Source organism: Xanthobacter nonsaccharivorans, assembly GCF_043194755.2.
Lineage (GTDB): Bacteria > Pseudomonadota > Alphaproteobacteria > Rhizobiales > Xanthobacteraceae > Xanthobacter > Xanthobacter autotrophicus_G.
The window spans coordinates 4,442,132-4,456,739 of the sequence record NZ_CM195526.1; the positions used below are offsets into that span (position 1 = coordinate 4,442,132).

10 protein-coding genes are annotated in these 14,608 nt (G+C 68.7%); 5 read left to right on the forward strand and 5 right to left on the reverse strand.

Features of this window, described 5'->3' with window-relative positions; all coding sequences use genetic code 11:
* Positions 1–10 precede the first annotated feature (10 nt).
* The 3 genes from V5F59_RS20190 to V5F59_RS20200 all read right to left on the reverse strand — a co-directional run bounded on the left by V5F59_RS20190 (position 11) and on the right by V5F59_RS20200 (position 4,853).
* Entirely contained in the window at positions 11–1,045 is a 1,035-nt protein-coding gene (locus V5F59_RS20190; RefSeq protein ID WP_393977008.1) for a quaternary amine ABC transporter ATP-binding protein, read from the reverse strand.
* 204 nt (positions 1,046–1,249) lie between these two features.
* Positions 1,250–2,197, reverse strand: a complete 948-nt coding sequence (locus tag V5F59_RS20195) for an ABC transporter substrate-binding protein (protein WP_393977010.1) — start codon at positions 2,195–2,197, stop codon at positions 1,250–1,252.
* A 208-nt stretch (positions 2,198–2,405) separates the two neighbouring features.
* Positions 2,406–4,853, reverse strand: a complete 2,448-nt coding sequence (locus tag V5F59_RS20200) for a GcvT family protein (protein ID WP_393977012.1) — start codon at positions 4,851–4,853, stop codon at positions 2,406–2,408.
* A 306-nt stretch (positions 4,854–5,159) separates the two neighbouring features.
* On the opposite strand from V5F59_RS20200, the gene hisN reads away from it, so the two are divergent.
* A complete protein-coding gene (hisN, locus tag V5F59_RS20205; protein ID WP_393977014.1) occupies positions 5,160–5,933 on the forward strand; it encodes a histidinol-phosphatase in 774 nt (257 codons plus the stop codon).
* 238 nt (positions 5,934–6,171) lie between these two features.
* Here the strand turns inward: hisN and V5F59_RS20210 are convergent, their stop codons facing one another.
* Together V5F59_RS20210 and V5F59_RS20215 are read right to left on the reverse strand one after the other, a co-directional pair.
* Positions 6,172–7,140, reverse strand: a complete 969-nt coding sequence (locus V5F59_RS20210) for a phosphotransferase family protein (RefSeq protein WP_393977016.1) — start codon at positions 7,138–7,140, stop codon at positions 6,172–6,174.
* 61 nt (positions 7,141–7,201) lie between these two features.
* Entirely contained in the window at positions 7,202–9,622 is a 2,421-nt protein-coding gene (locus V5F59_RS20215) for a GcvT family protein (protein ID WP_393977018.1), read from the reverse strand.
* Between the two features lie 350 nt (positions 9,623–9,972).
* Between V5F59_RS20215 and V5F59_RS20220 the strand changes: the two genes are divergently transcribed.
* The 4 genes from V5F59_RS20220 to V5F59_RS20235 all read left to right on the forward strand — a co-directional run bounded on the left by V5F59_RS20220 (position 9,973) and on the right by V5F59_RS20235 (position 14,577).
* Positions 9,973–10,785, forward strand: coding sequence for a DeoR/GlpR family DNA-binding transcription regulator (locus V5F59_RS20220; RefSeq protein ID WP_393977020.1), 813 nt, complete (start codon positions 9,973–9,975; stop codon positions 10,783–10,785).
* A 374-nt stretch (positions 10,786–11,159) separates the two neighbouring features.
* Positions 11,160–12,419, forward strand: a complete 1,260-nt coding sequence (locus V5F59_RS20225; RefSeq protein ID WP_393977022.1) for an aromatic ring-hydroxylating oxygenase subunit alpha — start codon at positions 11,160–11,162, stop codon at positions 12,417–12,419.
* Between the two features lie 18 nt (positions 12,420–12,437).
* On the forward strand, positions 12,438–13,556 hold the full coding sequence (locus tag V5F59_RS20230; protein WP_393977024.1) for an FAD-binding oxidoreductase: 1,119 nt from the start codon (positions 12,438–12,440) through the stop codon (positions 13,554–13,556).
* Between the two features lie 19 nt (positions 13,557–13,575).
* Complete coding sequence (locus V5F59_RS20235; protein ID WP_393977026.1) at positions 13,576–14,577, forward strand: GlxA family transcriptional regulator; 1,002 nt, start codon at positions 13,576–13,578, stop codon at positions 14,575–14,577.
* The last annotated feature ends 31 nt before the right edge of the window (positions 14,578–14,608 follow it).

Below are 14,608 nucleotides of genomic sequence, written 5' to 3' on the forward strand. Positions count from 1 at the left end.
GAAGCCATGGTCATGCCGCCGACGCGCCCCGCTCGCGGCCCACCAGCATGTCGATCATGGCGAGGCGGTCGATGGCGCCGATGATGCGGCCGTTATCCACCACGCCGAACGCCGCATCGGAGGCGCCCACCTGATGGGCGAAGGTGACGATGCGCGCCCGCGCGTCGATGAGGCCGCCGAACTGCGCCCCGGCGGGGGCCGGGCGCATGACCGAGCGGGCGGTGAGGATCTTTGCCTTGGGCGCCTCGCGGGTGAAGGCGCGCACATAGTCCGTGGCCGGGCTCATCACCAGCTCCTCGGCGGTGCCGATCTGCTCCACGCGGCCGTCCTTCATGATGGCGATGCGGTCGGCGATGCGCACCGCCTCGTCGAAATCGTGGGTGATGAAGACGATGGTCTTCTTCAGCATGCCTTGCAGGCGCAGCACCTCGTCCTGCATCTCGCGGCGGATCAGCGGGTCGAGCGCGGAGAAGGGCTCATCCAGGAACCAGACGTCGGGGTCGGCGGCGAGGGAGCGGGCAATGCCCACGCGCTGCTGCTGGCCGCCGGACAATTCGCGGGGAAAGCGGGCCTCGCGGCCAGAGAGGCCGACGAGCTTGATCATCTCCAGCGCCTTCGCCTCCCGCACCGCGCGCGGACGGCCTTGCACCTCCAGCGGGAAGGCCACGTTGCCAAGCACGCTCAGGTGCGGCAACAGCGCGAAATGCTGGAACACCATGCCCATCTGATGGCGGCGGATCTGGATCAGCTCGCCCTCGGAAAACCGGAACAGGTCGCGCCCCTCGAACAGCACCTCGCCGGCGGTGGGCGGCGTGAGGCCGGAGAGGCAGCGCACCAGCGTGGACTTGCCCGACCCGGACAGGCCCATGATGACGAAGGTCTGCCCGCGGGCGATCTCAAGGTCCACGTCACGCACCGCGGCGGTGACGCCAGCGGCGGCAAGCTCCGCGGCGTCGGCGGTCAGGCGGCCGTCGGTCACGAAGCGCCGGGCCTTCGGCCCGTAGAGCTTGGCGACGCCACGACAGGCGAGGACGGGATGGCTCATGGCTGGCAGCCCTTCTGGGAAGACGAACCCGGTCCCGCGCCGGGGCGAAGAGCGAGCTTCGCGGCGGGCGCAGGACCTGGAGCATTTCACGGGAGCGGTGGAAAGCTCCAGGTCATTGAGCATCAGGGCTTTCGCGAAGCGAAGCGGAAGCCGGTTCGCTCGAAACCCCTTCCATGGGTCAGCAATGACGGGTGACAGGACCCCTCACGACTTGACCCAGGCCTTCCAGACGGCTTCGTTCTTCTTCACCCAGTCGGCCGCCACGTCCTCGACCTTCTCGCCGTCGATATCGACGCGGGCGGCGAGCTCACCCATGGTCTTGTTGTCGAAGGTGTAGGCCTTGATGATGTCGTAGGCGCCCGGCCACTTCTTCTGCATGCCGGACCACACCGCCTTCCAGATGGGACCGCGGGGCTTGGCGCAATCGTACTTCGCGTCCTTGTTCACGCCCCAGGCCGGATCTTCGTAGCAGGCTGCCTCATAGGGCGGGAACTCGACGAACTCGCCCTTGTACTTGATGGGCGCCCAGTGCGGCACGTAGATCCACAGGATGATCGGCGCCTTGCGCTCATAGGCGCTCTTCAGCTCGGCGAACATGGCGGCGTCGGTGCCGGCGTGCACCACCTCGAACGGCAGGCCAAGAGCCTCGACCCGCTCCTCGTCATAGCCGCCCCAGGTGGAGGGGCCGCCGAGATAGCGCCCCTTGGGCGCGGTGTCGGCGGTGGCAAAGACCTTGGCGCAGGCCTTCAGCGCCTTCCAGTCCGGCAGGCCGGGGCACTTTTCCTTCATGTATTCGGGGAACCACCAGTCCTCGCGCGCCTCCATGCCGGATGACCCGAGGTTCTGCACCCCGCCCGTCTTCACGGCGGCATCCAGCGCCTCCTGGGCGGTCGTGGCCCACACCTCCGGGGCGACGGTCAGGTCGCCGGTGGCCATGCCGCTGAACTGGGCGAGGTAATCGGCCGGCACGTAATCCACGTTGTAGCCGGCCTTCTTGAGGATCTCGCCCATGATATGGGCGCTCAGGAGCTCGCCGGTCCAGTCGTTGAGGGTGATCTTGATGGGATCCTTGGACTCGGGGGCGGCGCTGGCCGTGCCGACCGCGAGGGAAAGGGCGCCCGCAAGGGCGATGCGAGACAGCGTGCGAAGCATGGAAATCCCCTTTGGAAGTTATGATCTGATGCGCTTCGACTGTTTACCCTATAGAAAATAACACATAGTCTCAGGAATTTTCTGGAGCATATTTTGTTTTTTGGGCACTCGCCTGCGCTAATTTGTGGCTTCCCGTGACTATTTTCGGTGCACGCCCCCGCCGATTTCCTCCCTTGAGCGATGAACGGCCTTTCAACTCCCGCAGCACTCAGGCGAGGATCTTCGCCATCTGCGGATCGATGAGCGGGGTGAGATGCACCTGCGCCGGAACGCGGACGGTCGCCACATCCAGCTCGTAGGTGCCGGCCAGCACGAACGCCTCGTCCAGCCCCGCCTGCGGCTGGCGCACATAGCCGAAGCCGATGGGCCTGCCGACCGTGTGGCCGAACCCGCCGGAGGACAACCAGCCCACGCGCTCGCCGTTGCGATAGATGGTCTCGCGGCCGAGCAGAACCACTTCCGGATCGTCCACGGTGAAGCAGGCGAGGCGCTTCTTCAGCGGCTCGGCCTGCTTCCTTTCCAGGGCGTCCCGGCCGATGAAGGAAATGTTCTTGTCGAGCTTGATCGCCCAGCCGAGGCCGCTCTCGAAGGGGGTATGGTCCGGCCCGATGTCGGCGCCCGAGGCCCAGTAGCCCTTCTCCAGCCGCAACGTCTCGATGGCCCGGTAGCCGGCGTTGCGGATGCCATGCCCGGCGCCCGCCTCCATGAGCGCGTCATAGACCGTGGCGGCGAACTCCACGGGCACATGCAGCTCGAAGCCGAGCTCGCCGACGAAGGTGAGGCGCAGCGCCATCACCGGGGCGCCCGCCACGGTGATGTTGCGCAGGGTGGCGAAGGGAAAGGCGCTGTTGGAAACATCGTCGCGGGTCAGCTTCTCCAGCACCCGGCGCGCGTTCGGCCCCATCAGCGAGAGCACCGAATACATGGAGGACACGTCCATGAGGTGGGCGTCGAGCCCCTCCGGCAGGTGTCGCTTCAGCCAGTCGAAGTCCTTCGTGGCGGCGCCCGTGCCGGCGACGATGTAATAGGAGGTCTCCGACAGGCGCCCCACGGTGAGGTCGCATTCGATGCCGCCCCGGGCGTTGAGCATGGGGGCGTAGGTGAGCGTGCCCACCGGGCGCGTCATGTCGCCGGCGCTCACATAAGAGAGCGCCTCCTCCGCATCCTTGCCCACCAGCAGGAACTTGGCGAACGAGGTCTGGTCGAAGACCGTGACGCCCTCGCGCGTCGCCTTGTGCTCGCGGGCCACCGCGTCGGTCCAGTTGGGGCGGCCGAAGGTGTAGTGGTCCCTCGCCTCCTCGCCCGCGGCCGCGAACCAGTTGGGCCGCTCCCAGCCGAGCTTCTCGCCGAACACCGCGCCCTGCGCCTTCAGCCGGTCGTAGAGCGGCGAGCGGCGCAACGGCCGGCCGCTCTTGTGCTCCTCATGGGGCCAGGCGACGGTGTAGTGCTTGGCATAGGCCTCGAGGGTGCGGGCGCGCACCCAGTTCACGTCCTGGTGGTTGCGGCCGAAGCGCAGAATATCCACCGGGGAGAGGTCGTAGGGCGGCTCGCCGCCGGCGATCCACTCCGCCAGCACCTTGCCTGCGCCGCCGCCGGAGGCGATGCCGAAGGCGTTGAAGCCCGCGCCCACGTAGAAGCCCGTGAGCTCGGGCGCCTGGCCGAGGATGAAGTTGCCGTCCGGCGTGAAGCTTTCCGGCCCGTTGATGAGCTGCTTGACACCTGCCGTCTGGAGCGCCGGCACGCGCCCCAGGGCCAGCTCCATGAGCTGCTCGAAATGGTCGAAGTTCGATTGCAGCAGCTGGAAATTGAAGTTCTTGGGGAAGCCGTCCGCCGCCCAGGCGATGGGGTTGGGCTCGTAGCCGCCCATGACGAGGCCGCCCACCTCTTCCTTGTAATAGGTGAGGCGGTCGGGATCGCGCAGGGTCGGCAAAGTGGAGGTGACGCCCTCGATGCGCTCGGTCACCATGTACTGGTGCTCCACCGAGACGAGGGGCACGTTGACGCCCACCATGGCGCCCACCTCGCGCGCCCACTGGCCGGCGCAATTCACCACGATCTCGCAGCGGATCGGCCCGCGGCTCGTCTCCACCACCGTGACGCGGCCGTTCTCCACCTGGAAGCCGAGCACCTCCGTGTCCTCAATGATGCGGGCGCCGTTCATGCGCGCGCCCTTGGCGAGGGAGCCGGTGATGTCGGAGGGGTTGGCCTGCCCGTCGGTGGGCAGGAAGGCGGCGCCCACCACGTCGGAGATGTCCATGAGCGGCCACAGCTCCAGCGCCTCCGAGGGGGTCAGGAGGTGCATGTCGAGGCCGAAGGAGCGCGCCGTGGTGGCCTGGCGCTTCACCTCGGTCCAGCGCTCCTCGGTGCAGGCGAGGCGCAGGCCGCCGTTCATCTTCCAGCCGGTGGCGAGGCCCGTCTCCTGCTCCAGCGTCTGGTAGATCTTCACGGACTCGCCGAGCAGCTGGGTGATGTTGGCGTTGGAGCGCAGCTGGCCCACCAGGCCGGCCGCGTGAAAGGTGCTGCCGGAGGTGAGCTTGTGGCGCTCGATCAGCACCGTGTCCTTCCAGCCCAGCTTGGCCAGGTGGTAGGCCGTCGACGTGCCGATGATGCCGCCACCGACGATGACGACCTGCGCTTGGGTCGGAAACTCAGCCATGAAGATCCCCTGATAGGTCCCGGCGGCAGGCCGCGCGGAGGAAGGAGCAGCGCATGCGCCCGTCCTCCCTCGCCAGGCCGGAACCGGAGCCCTGTCCGGCCCGGCCGCGCTGCGTCGTCAACGCCTGCCGTCGCAGCATCCTTGACACCTCACAGCATGAAGTCAACATAATCCCACAATCAAATATTGATTCATGTGGGAAATCGAGGTTTTGTGGATTTGCCGCCCCTGAGACCCTTCACGGGCCGGCCGTTTTCCCGCGCATCACTTCGCCCATCGGGCCCTGGCATTGGAGAGTGGACGGACATGACCGACCTCGATACGGACCTCCTCGCGGACTTCGCGGGCCGGCTCGCGGACATCGCCCGGCACCTCGCGCGGGCGCATTTCCGACAGACGACGGCCTATGAGCGCAAGGCCGACGAGAGCCCGGTGACCATCGCCGACAAGGCCATCGAGGCGGCCATGCGCGACGCCATCGTCCAACGCTTTCCGGGCCACGCCATCCTGGGGGAGGAGGCCGGCATGACGGGGGCGGACACGCGCCTGTGGGTGCTCGATCCCATCGACGGCACCAAGAGCTTCATCACCGGCATGCCCCTGTTCGGCGCCCTCGTCGCCTTCGCGGAGGAGGGTGTGCCCCGGGTGGGGGTGATCGAGATGCCGGCGCTTGCCGAGCGCTGGACCGGCGCCCGGGGCAACACCTTCCTCAACGGCGTGCCCGCGCGCGTCAGCGGATGCGCCGGGCTTGCGGATGCAAGGGTCTATACCTCTTCCCCGGACTTCTTCCGGCCCGAGGACTGGGCCCGCTACGACGCGCTGAGCCGCAAGGGGGCGATGCGCCGGTTCGGCGGCGATTGCTACCAGTACGGCCTGCTCGCCTCGGGCCATTGCGACCTGGTGGTGGAGACCTCGCTCCAGCCTTACGACTTCATGGCCCTGGTGCCGGTTGTGGAAGGCGCCGGCGGCGTCATGACCGACTGGGACGGGTACCCCCTCGGCCTATCCTCGGACGGAAAGGTGGTGGCCGCCGCTTCCGCCGCCCTTCATGCCGAGGCCCTGCGCGTCCTCAACGCCTGAGGCTCCGGCCCCTTCCCGCACCTGCGATGCCTGGACCGGCCATCCCCCGGTGGCCGGGCAAGTCGCGCGATCCGCCGCCTCCCGCAGGCCTTCCCCACCGCCAGCCCCGGTCGGCGCAGCCGGCCTCGCGGTGGTCTTATGTTGCGACAGACTTGGCTTTGTGTGGCTTTCGCCTCGTCCCACAGGGCCGGAGGGCGATGCAACGGGGGAGATCCGCCTCCATCGCCGGGCTTCCCCCTCAGCCGCGCGCCGAAGGACCCGCCGCCACGTCCCGCACGCTTTGTGCGAACACGTCCGTCGTCATGAGGGCGCGGCAGCGGTCGAAGCGGCGGTTGGCATAGGCCCAGAAGTCGTCCACCGGATTGGCGTTGGCGTGCTGGATGAGGCCCCACAGGGTCCACAGCAGGTCGCACATGGCCTTGTAGATGACCACTCGCCCCGCCTCGTAAGGCGTTGGCAAGCCATCGAAATAAGCCTCCACCAGCAGGCGCTCGCCGGCCGGGTCCAGCTCCGCCTCCACCACCACGTCGCCGAGGTCCCAGGCGGGATCGTTCATGCCGGAATATTCCCAGTCGACGATCCACATGCGCTCGCCTGTGTCGAGGAAGTTCTCGGCCAGGGGATCGCAATGGCAGGGGCAGCTGGGCAAGGGGTGGGCGGCCAGGGCCGAACGCACCTCCCCGGCGGAGGCAAGCACCTCGTAATAGCCGTCCGGCACCTGCGCCCGCTTCGCCTTCAGGATGGCAAGATACTGATCCAGCATGGAAAAAAGGTCGAAGGTGAAGGCGAATGTCTCACCGCTGTCGTGCAGCGTCCGCAACGCCCGCGCGGCCCGCGCCACCGCGCCGGGCACCTTGGCGAAGCTCGGGCCGGACATGGTGCGGCAGTCCGCGACGGCCTCGGTGAGCATGAGCCCGTCCTCGCTCGCCGCCACCACCCGCGGGCTCACGCCGGCACGGGCTGCGGCGCGCGCCGCCACCAGTTCCACGCGGCGGTCGATATATTCCGCGGTGCCGTGGCCGGGAATGCGCAGCACATGCCTGCCCTTCGGCCCCGCCACCGCATAGACCCGGTTGGTGAGCCCGCCGAGCCGCGCGATCCGAAGCCCCGCCTCCGCCGCATCGTAGAAGCCGAGGCGCGCAAGGGCGGCGCGCGCTTCGGCCTCTTCATCCCCGACGACACCGCCGGCCGTGTCCTGCTCGCTCATGCTCGTCTCTCGGAAGTGCGGCGCGCTTCGCGGCGCCTTGTGCCTTGGAACTGGGGCCGCCTCAGGCGAGAAGGCGGCTGTTGTCCGGGTCGTAGAGCGTGCGCGGGACGCGGCTGGCGGAATAAGCGGTGCCGAAGGCCTCGATCTCGAAGCTGTCCGCCTTCGCCGCCTCCACCGGCAGCCAGCCGAAAGCGATCATCTTGCCCACCGTATGGCCGAAGCCGCAGCTCGCCGTCTGCCCCACCACCTTTCCGTCCTTCAGGATAGTCTCGCCGCCGAGGAGGGGGACAAACCCCTCCAGCGTGAACAGCTCCAGGGTGTGGCTCGGCCCGCCCTCGCGCAGCTTCAGCAGCGCGTCGCGGCCCTTGAAATCCTTGGAGAAGTCCACGGCGAAGCCGAGCCCCGCGGAAAGCGGATCCTGGTCCGGCCCGATCTCGGCGGACCAGTAGAGATATCCCTTCTCCAGCCGGCAGGTCTCGATGGCGCGGTAGCCCACGTCGCGGATGCCGAAGGCGGCGCCGGCCCTCTTCAGCGTCTCGTAGAGGCCGGCGGCATATTCGGTGGGAACGTGCAGCTCGAAGCCCAGCTCGCCCACGAAGCCGACCCGCACCGCCCGCACCGGCACATCGCCGACCTCGACCTCGCGCACCGCCAGGAAGGGGAAGGACTCATTGGAGAAATCGTCATCCGAGACCTGCTGGAGCACGGCGCGGGAGAGCGGGCCGCAGATGTTGATCACGGCATAAGCGGAGGTCACCTCGGTGAGGCGCACCGGGCTTCCAGCCGGGATCTGGCGGGTGACCCAATTGGCATCGCGCACCCCGAAGGCGGAGCCGGAATTCATGACGAAGCGGTCCTCGCCGATGTGCAGCAAGGTCACTTCCGCCTCGATTCCACCCTTTGAATTCAACAGGTTGGTGTAGATGCAGCGACCCGGCTCGCCGGCGATGCGGGCGCTCGACATGCCTTCCAGAAGTTCAGTGGCTCCGGCACCTTCGATGAGGAATTTCGAGAAGGAGGTCTGGTCGATCAGAACCACCCCTTCCCTGATGGCCCTGTGCTCTTTTCCCACCCCGTCGAACCAGCTCGGCTTGCCCTCGAAGCTTGAGACCTCCGGCTGAATGTCCTCAGGTCCGGGAAACCAGAGGGGCCGCTCCCAGCCGAAGCGGGCGCCGAACAGCGCGCCGGCCGCCTTCAGCTGCTCGTGCAGGGGCGACCGGCGCAGGCCGCGGCCGGCCTTGTTCTCCTCCGCCGGCCAATGGACCTTGTAGTAATTGCCATAGGCCTCGATGGCCCGCTCCTCCAGGAAGCGGCCCACCGCGTGGGGCTTGCCGAAGCGGCGCACGTCGAAGGCCCACAGGTCCATGCCCGGGTCGCCGTCGATAATCCAGTTGGCCATGGCCTCGCCCGCCCCGCCCGAGGCGGCGATGCCGGCGGTGAAGCCGCAGGCGACGAAGAAATTGTCCAGCTCCGGGGCGAGGCCCATGATGGGCTCGCCGTCCGCCGAGGCGGGGATGGGACCGTTGATGACGGTCTGGATGCCCACCTCGTTGAGGATGGGCAGGCGCTCGGCGCAAGGCAGGGCGAACAGCTCCAGCCGGTCCATGTTCTCCGGGAACAGCTCGCGGCCGAACTCGAACGGCGGGCGGGAACGCCAGCACCCCTTGGTGCCGTCCTCCCAGCCGCCGATGGCGAAGGCGGCCACATCCGGCTTCAGATAGAAATTCTTGTCCGGGTCGCGCAGGGTGGGCAGGGTCTTGGGCAGGTCCAGCTTCTTCTCGGTGAGGAAATACTGGTGCTCCACCACGCCGGCGGCGAGGGACACGCCGGCCATCTCGCCGATGCGCTTCGCCCACAGCCCGGCGCAATTGACCAGGATCTCGCAGCCGATGGTGCCCTTGTCGGTCTCCACCCCGACCACCCGGCGCCTCTCCTTCAGGATGCGGGTGACGAGGGTGTTCTCCTGGATCGTCACCCCGCCCTTGCGGGCCTCGAAGGCGAAGGCCTGGGTGAGCGCATAGGGGTCGATATAGCCGTCGGACGGGATGAAGGCGGCGCCCACCACCCCCTCGGGATCGATGAAGGGGAAAAGGTCCTTCGCCTCCGAGGTGGAGAGGGAGTGGCACTCGAAGCCGAAGCTCTTCGCAAGCGTCATGGAGCGGCGGATCTCGCTCCAGCGGTCGGGCGAGGAGGCGAGGCGCAGGGAGCCCACCTTCTTCCAGTCGATGGCCTGCTCGCTCTCGGCGGCGAGGCGGTCGAACACCGCCACGGAATTCTGCATCAGCCGCGTCAGGTTCCTGCGGCCGCGCAGCTGGCCCACGAGGCCGGCGGCATGCCAGGTGCAGCCGTTGGTGAGCAGGGATTTCTCCAGCAGCAGCACGTCCTTCTCGCCGCGGCGGGCGAGATGATAGGCGAGCGAGCAGCCGATGGCGCCACCTCCGATGATGACGATGCGGCTGGTGCGGTCGAACGATCCGGACATGCCTCTGGCCTCTGGATACGCGGAATGGGGAGGGCGCGCCCCAGCCCCATGCCGGCGGCGCAGGGGAAAGCAAACATGCGACCCCAACAAGTGTCAAACTTTTATCTCTTAAAACCACATTCAATTTGGCTTTTTGTGGCTTTTCGGAGAATCGCCAACAGGCCGGCCGTTGGAGGGCGCCCGGCGCCAAAGCCCCGGTGAAAAGCCCCTGCGAGCGGCACACGTACACAAAACACAGCACAAATGCTCGATTTTCGTGCGTCGCGCCCTGACACGGGCGATGCTTTGTGGCATTCATTGCAACATGCGGGTCGCGCCCCAGCCGCGGCCGCCGGGGAAACCGTCCGATCATGTCTCTCAAGCGCCAGAACGACATCCTGCAGGTGGTCCGCGCCAAGGGCAGCTATTCCATCGCGGAGCTCGCCTCGCGCCTCTCGGTCTCCACCGAAACCATCCGCCGCAACATCCAGCCCCTCATCGAGGACGGCACGCTGCTGCGCTTCCACGGCGGCATCATGATTCCGGAGGTGGCGGAGGAGCCGCCGTTCCAGCGCCGCATGCATGTGAACAACGAGGCGAAATGGGCGGTGGCCACCCTGGTGCGCGACCAGGTGCAGGACGGCGACAGCCTCATCCTCGACAACGGCACGACCTCCGCCTATCTGGCGGACGCCCTCTCCAGCCACTCCCGGCTCACCGTCGTGACCCACTCGGTGCAGATTGCCCACCGCCTCGCCTCCAAGAACGGCAACCGGGTGTTCATGGCCGGCGGCGAGCTGTCCGGCGAGGATGGCTCGGCCATGGCCCCCTCCACGCTGGACTTCATCCGCCAGTTCCAGGTGCGCTACGCCTTCATCTCCGTGGGCGGCATCACCCATGCCGGCGAGCTCGGCGACTTCCATCTGTTCGAGGCGGAATTCGCCCGCGTCGCCATGCAGCAGGCCCAGGAGGCCTGGGTGATCGCCGACCGCACCAAGTTCGGCCGCGAGGCGCCGGTGAAGGTGTGCCAGCTGGCGGCGGTGGACACCCTGGTCTCCGACGCGGCGCCCCCGCCGGAATTTGCCGCCCGCTGCCGCGGCGCGGGAGTGCGCATCCTGGTGCCCCATGAGGCGGGCAGGAGCGCCGCGAAGGACAGCGCGAAGGCGGGCAAGGCCTCCACCTGAGCAGGCTGCCCGGCGCGCCCTCCCGCTCCGTCACCGGCGCTGCCCCGGAAAGCGGCGCGCCGCCTGCGATGCCGCCAGGCCATGCGCCTGCTTTCCCGGCAGGCGCCGCGCCCTTGGGCAGGCGGTTCGCGCGCGTCCCGATCCGCGTCCGGCGCAAGCTGGCCGGATGATGCCTTCTCGCGCATGAAGCGGGGGGCGCGGCTCGCTTATGGCGGGTTTTCGATATAAAATGTCGTGATCTGAAAAGCGTCGAAGGACCCAGGATCGAACAATTCCAGTCGACGCCTGGAGCGTGATCCCGCCGGAGCGACACGATCCGGCCGGTCAATCGCCTCCGGCTCCAGAGCGCAGCGCGGCGCCGCAGGGAGAGCGAGATGCTGGACACCACCGACACCCACCTTCAGGCGCTCCTGCGCCGCCGCAAGCCGGGCTACAGCCTGGAGGCGCCGTTCTACACCGACCCCGCCATCTTCGCCGCCGACCTCGACCTCATCTTCGGCCGCCACTGGATCTATGTGGGCGTCGAGCCCGACGTGGCCGAGCCCGGCGATGCCATGGTGATCGACATCGGCAAGACCTCCGTGATCATCGCCCGCACCGACGACGGCGAGGTCCGCGCCTTCCACAACGTATGCCGCCACCGCGGCGCCCGGCTGGTGGAGGAGTACAAGACCACGGTGGGCAACCTCGTGTGCCGCTACCACGCCTGGACCTACGACTTCGACGGCAAGCTCCTGTTCGCCGAGCACATGGGCAAGGACTTCGACACCTCCTGCCACGGGCTGAAGCCGGTGCACATCCGCTCGCTGGAGGGCCTGCTGTTCATCTGCCTCGCCGACGCGCCGCCCGACGATTTCGACGCGATGGCCGCGCGGATGGCGCCCTACCTTGCCCCCCATGACCTGCGCAACGCCAAGGTGGTGGCCGAGAGCGTCATCATCGAGCCGGGCAACTGGAAGCTGGTGATGGAGAACAACCGCGAGTGCTACCACTGCGCGGGCAACCACCCCGAGCTCACCGTGCCGCTGTTCGCCTACGGCTTCGGCTTCGCGCCGGAGGAGCTGGACGAGGTGGGCCGGCTGGAGGCCCGGCGCTACGCCGACCTGGTGGAGACCAGCCACGCCCAGTGGGAAAGCTGCGGCTTCCCCTCCCGCGGGGTCGAGCACCTGGACGACATGATCACCGGCTTCCGCACCGAGCGCCTGCCGCTGGACGGCGCCGGCGAGAGCCACACCGGCGACACCCGGGCGGCCTGCCGCAAGCTGCTCGGCAGCATCGACGACCCCCGGCACGGCGCCCTGCACTTCTGGACCCAGCCCAACAGCTGGCACCATTTCATGAGCGACCATGTGGTGACCTTCTCGGTCATCCCGCTCGATGCCGAGCAATCCCTGCTGCGCACCCGGTGGCTGGTGCACAAGGATGCGGTGGAAGGCGTCGACTATGACGTGGAGAACCTCACCTCGGTGTGGACCGCCACCAACGCGCAGGACAGCGCCCTGGTCGGCCTGTGCCAGGAGGGCGCCCGCAGCCCCGCCTATGAGCCGGGGCCCTATTCCCCGCACACGGAGATGCTCGTGGAGAAGTTCTCCAACTGGTACGTGGGCCGCATGCGCGCCCTCAACGCCCGCTGATCCGTGGACGCCTGATCCATGGATGCCCTTGCCACCCGCCCGGATTCCCGCCTCGCCCCCCGCGGCGCGGCCCTGCCCACCTGGGATCCGGAGCGCGACGACACCCTCGTGGTGCGGCAGGTGCGGCAGGAAACGGCGGACGTGAGGACCTTCGTCCTCGCGCCCGTGGACCCTGCCCGGTTCGCCTACGAGCCGGGCCAGTTCCTCACCCTCGATCTCGACATCGACGGGCAGAGGGTCAACCGCTGCTACACCCTCTCCTCCACGCCCACCCGGCCGGACACCGTGTCCATCACGGTGAAGCGCGTGCCGGGCGGGCGGGTATCCAACTTCCTGCACGACCACGTGGCCGAGGGCAACCTGCTCCATGCGGTGGGCCCCATGGGCGACTTCACCTGCGCGCGGCACCAGGCGGAGAAATATCTCTTCCTGTCCGGCGGCAGCGGCATCACGCCGGTCATGTCCATGGCCCGCGCGCATCTCGATCTTTCGACCCGCGCCGACATCGCCTTCCTGCACAGCGCGCGCACGCCGGCCGACATCATCTTCCGCGCCGAGCTGGAGCTGATGGCGCGGCAGGAGCCGCGCTTCCGCTTCGCCGCGATCTGCGAGCAGGACGCCCCGCTCGAGCCGTGGCACGGCCTGCGCGGGCGGCTCTCCCTCGCCCATCTGGAAGCGGTGGCGCCGGACTTCCGCGCGCGCGAGGTGTTCGTGTGCGGGCCCGCCCCCTACATGGCGGCGGTGCGTGACCTGCTGAAGGCTGCCGGCTTCGACATGGCCCGCCACCATGAGGAGAGCTTCGACTTCGCCACCCTCGCCGCCGCCGAGCCGGACGTCGCCGCGGAAGTGGTCGCCGACGCGGCGGCGCCGGCCACGGGCTTCAGGGTGGAGTTCAGGAAGAGCGGACGCACCATCGACTGCCCCTCCGACATGAACGTGCTGGAGGCCGCCCGCCGCGCCGGGGTGCGCCTGCCCTCCTCCTGCACCAAGGGCCTGTGCGGCACCTGCAAGTCGAAGCTCGTCGAGGGCACGGTGGAGATGAAGCACGGCGGCGGCATCCGCCAGCGGGAGATCGATGCGGGCATGGTGCTGATCTGCTGCGCCAGGCCCACCAGCGACCTCGTCATCGACCGCTGAGCGGAGGGTCTGCGCCCCCATGACCCTCTCCGCCTCCCGCACCGCCCCGCCGCCCGCCGGCCCCGCCGCGCCGGAGCCGATCGCGCGCCTGAAGCGCATCGGCTTCCTGACGCTGCCCAATTATTCCATGATCGCGCTCTCCAACGCGCTCGAAGCCGCCCGCATGGCCAATTACGTGACCGGCGAGGACACCTATGGCTGGGAGGTGCTGACCCTGGACGGCATCCCCGCCCCCGCCAGCAACGGCCTGTCGCTCAGCCCCACCCGCCGCCTCGCCGAGGCCGGCCCGCTGGACCTGCTCATGGTGTGCGGCGGCATCGACGTGCGCCAGGCGGTGGGCCGCGCCACCAGCGAGGCCCTGCGCCGCGCCGCCCGCAAGGGCCTCGCGCTCGGGGCCCTGTGCACCGGCACCTTCGCCCTCGCGGAAGCCGGGCTGCTGGACGGCTACCGCTGCGCCATCCACTGGGAGAACCTCGCCGCCATCCGCGAGGAATTCCCGGACGTGGCCTTCCAGGACGACGCCTTCGTCATCGACCGCGACCGCCTCACCTGCACCGGCGGCGTCGCCCCCCTCGACATGATGCTGGTGCTGATCGCCGCGAGCCTCGGGGCGCGCACGGCGGGGCTGGTGGCGGACCAGTTCATCGTCCGCCGCGCCGCCCCCCCGGAGCGGCAGAAGCCGCCGCTCGCCCCCGAGGTCGCCGGCCGCGCCCCCGCCCTCGCCAAGGCCACCGAGGTGATGACCCGGCACCTGGAGCGCCCGCTGGCCGTGGGCGAGGTGGCGGCGGCCGCCAACCTCTCCCAGCGCCAGCTGGAGCGGCTGTTCCAGCGCCATCTTCAGGTCTCGCCCGCCGCCTTCTACCTGGACCTGCGCCTGTCGCGGGCGCGGGAGCTGCTGCGCCTCTCGCCGCTGCCCGTCACCGACGTGGCGCTCGCCTGCGGCTTCCAGTCCGCCGCGCATTTCTCCGTCGCCTACGGGCGGCGCTTCGGCCATCCGCCCCGCGCGGAGCGCACCGCCTGACCCCTTGTTCCACGCCCCGCGCGTGACCCGG

Bases quoted from the DNA above. Each gene is read 5' to 3' on its own strand.
- V5F59_RS20190 (WP_393977008.1), bottom strand. From the start codon at position 1,045: ATGAGCCATCCCGTCCTCGCCTGTCGTGGCGTCGCCAAGCTCTACGGG.
- V5F59_RS20200 (WP_393977012.1), bottom strand. From the start codon at position 4,853: ATGGCTGAGTTTCCGACCCAAGCGCAGGTCGTCATCGTCGGTGGCGGC.
- V5F59_RS20235 (WP_393977026.1), top strand. From the start codon at position 13,576: ATGACCCTCTCCGCCTCCCGCACCGCCCCGCCGCCCGCCGGCCCCGCC.
- V5F59_RS20220 (WP_393977020.1), top strand. From the start codon at position 9,973: ATGTCTCTCAAGCGCCAGAACGACATCCTGCAGGTGGTCCGCGCCAAG.
- V5F59_RS20210 (WP_393977016.1), bottom strand. From the start codon at position 7,140: ATGAGCGAGCAGGACACGGCCGGCGGTGTCGTCGGGGATGAAGAGGCC.
- V5F59_RS20195 (WP_393977010.1), bottom strand. From the start codon at position 2,197: ATGCTTCGCACGCTGTCTCGCATCGCCCTTGCGGGCGCCCTTTCCCTC.
- hisN (WP_393977014.1), top strand. From the start codon at position 5,160: ATGACCGACCTCGATACGGACCTCCTCGCGGACTTCGCGGGCCGGCTC.
- V5F59_RS20230 (WP_393977024.1), top strand. From the start codon at position 12,438: ATGGATGCCCTTGCCACCCGCCCGGATTCCCGCCTCGCCCCCCGCGGC.
- V5F59_RS20215 (WP_393977018.1), bottom strand. From the start codon at position 9,622: ATGTCCGGATCGTTCGACCGCACCAGCCGCATCGTCATCATCGGAGGT.
- V5F59_RS20225 (WP_393977022.1), top strand. From the start codon at position 11,160: ATGCTGGACACCACCGACACCCACCTTCAGGCGCTCCTGCGCCGCCGC.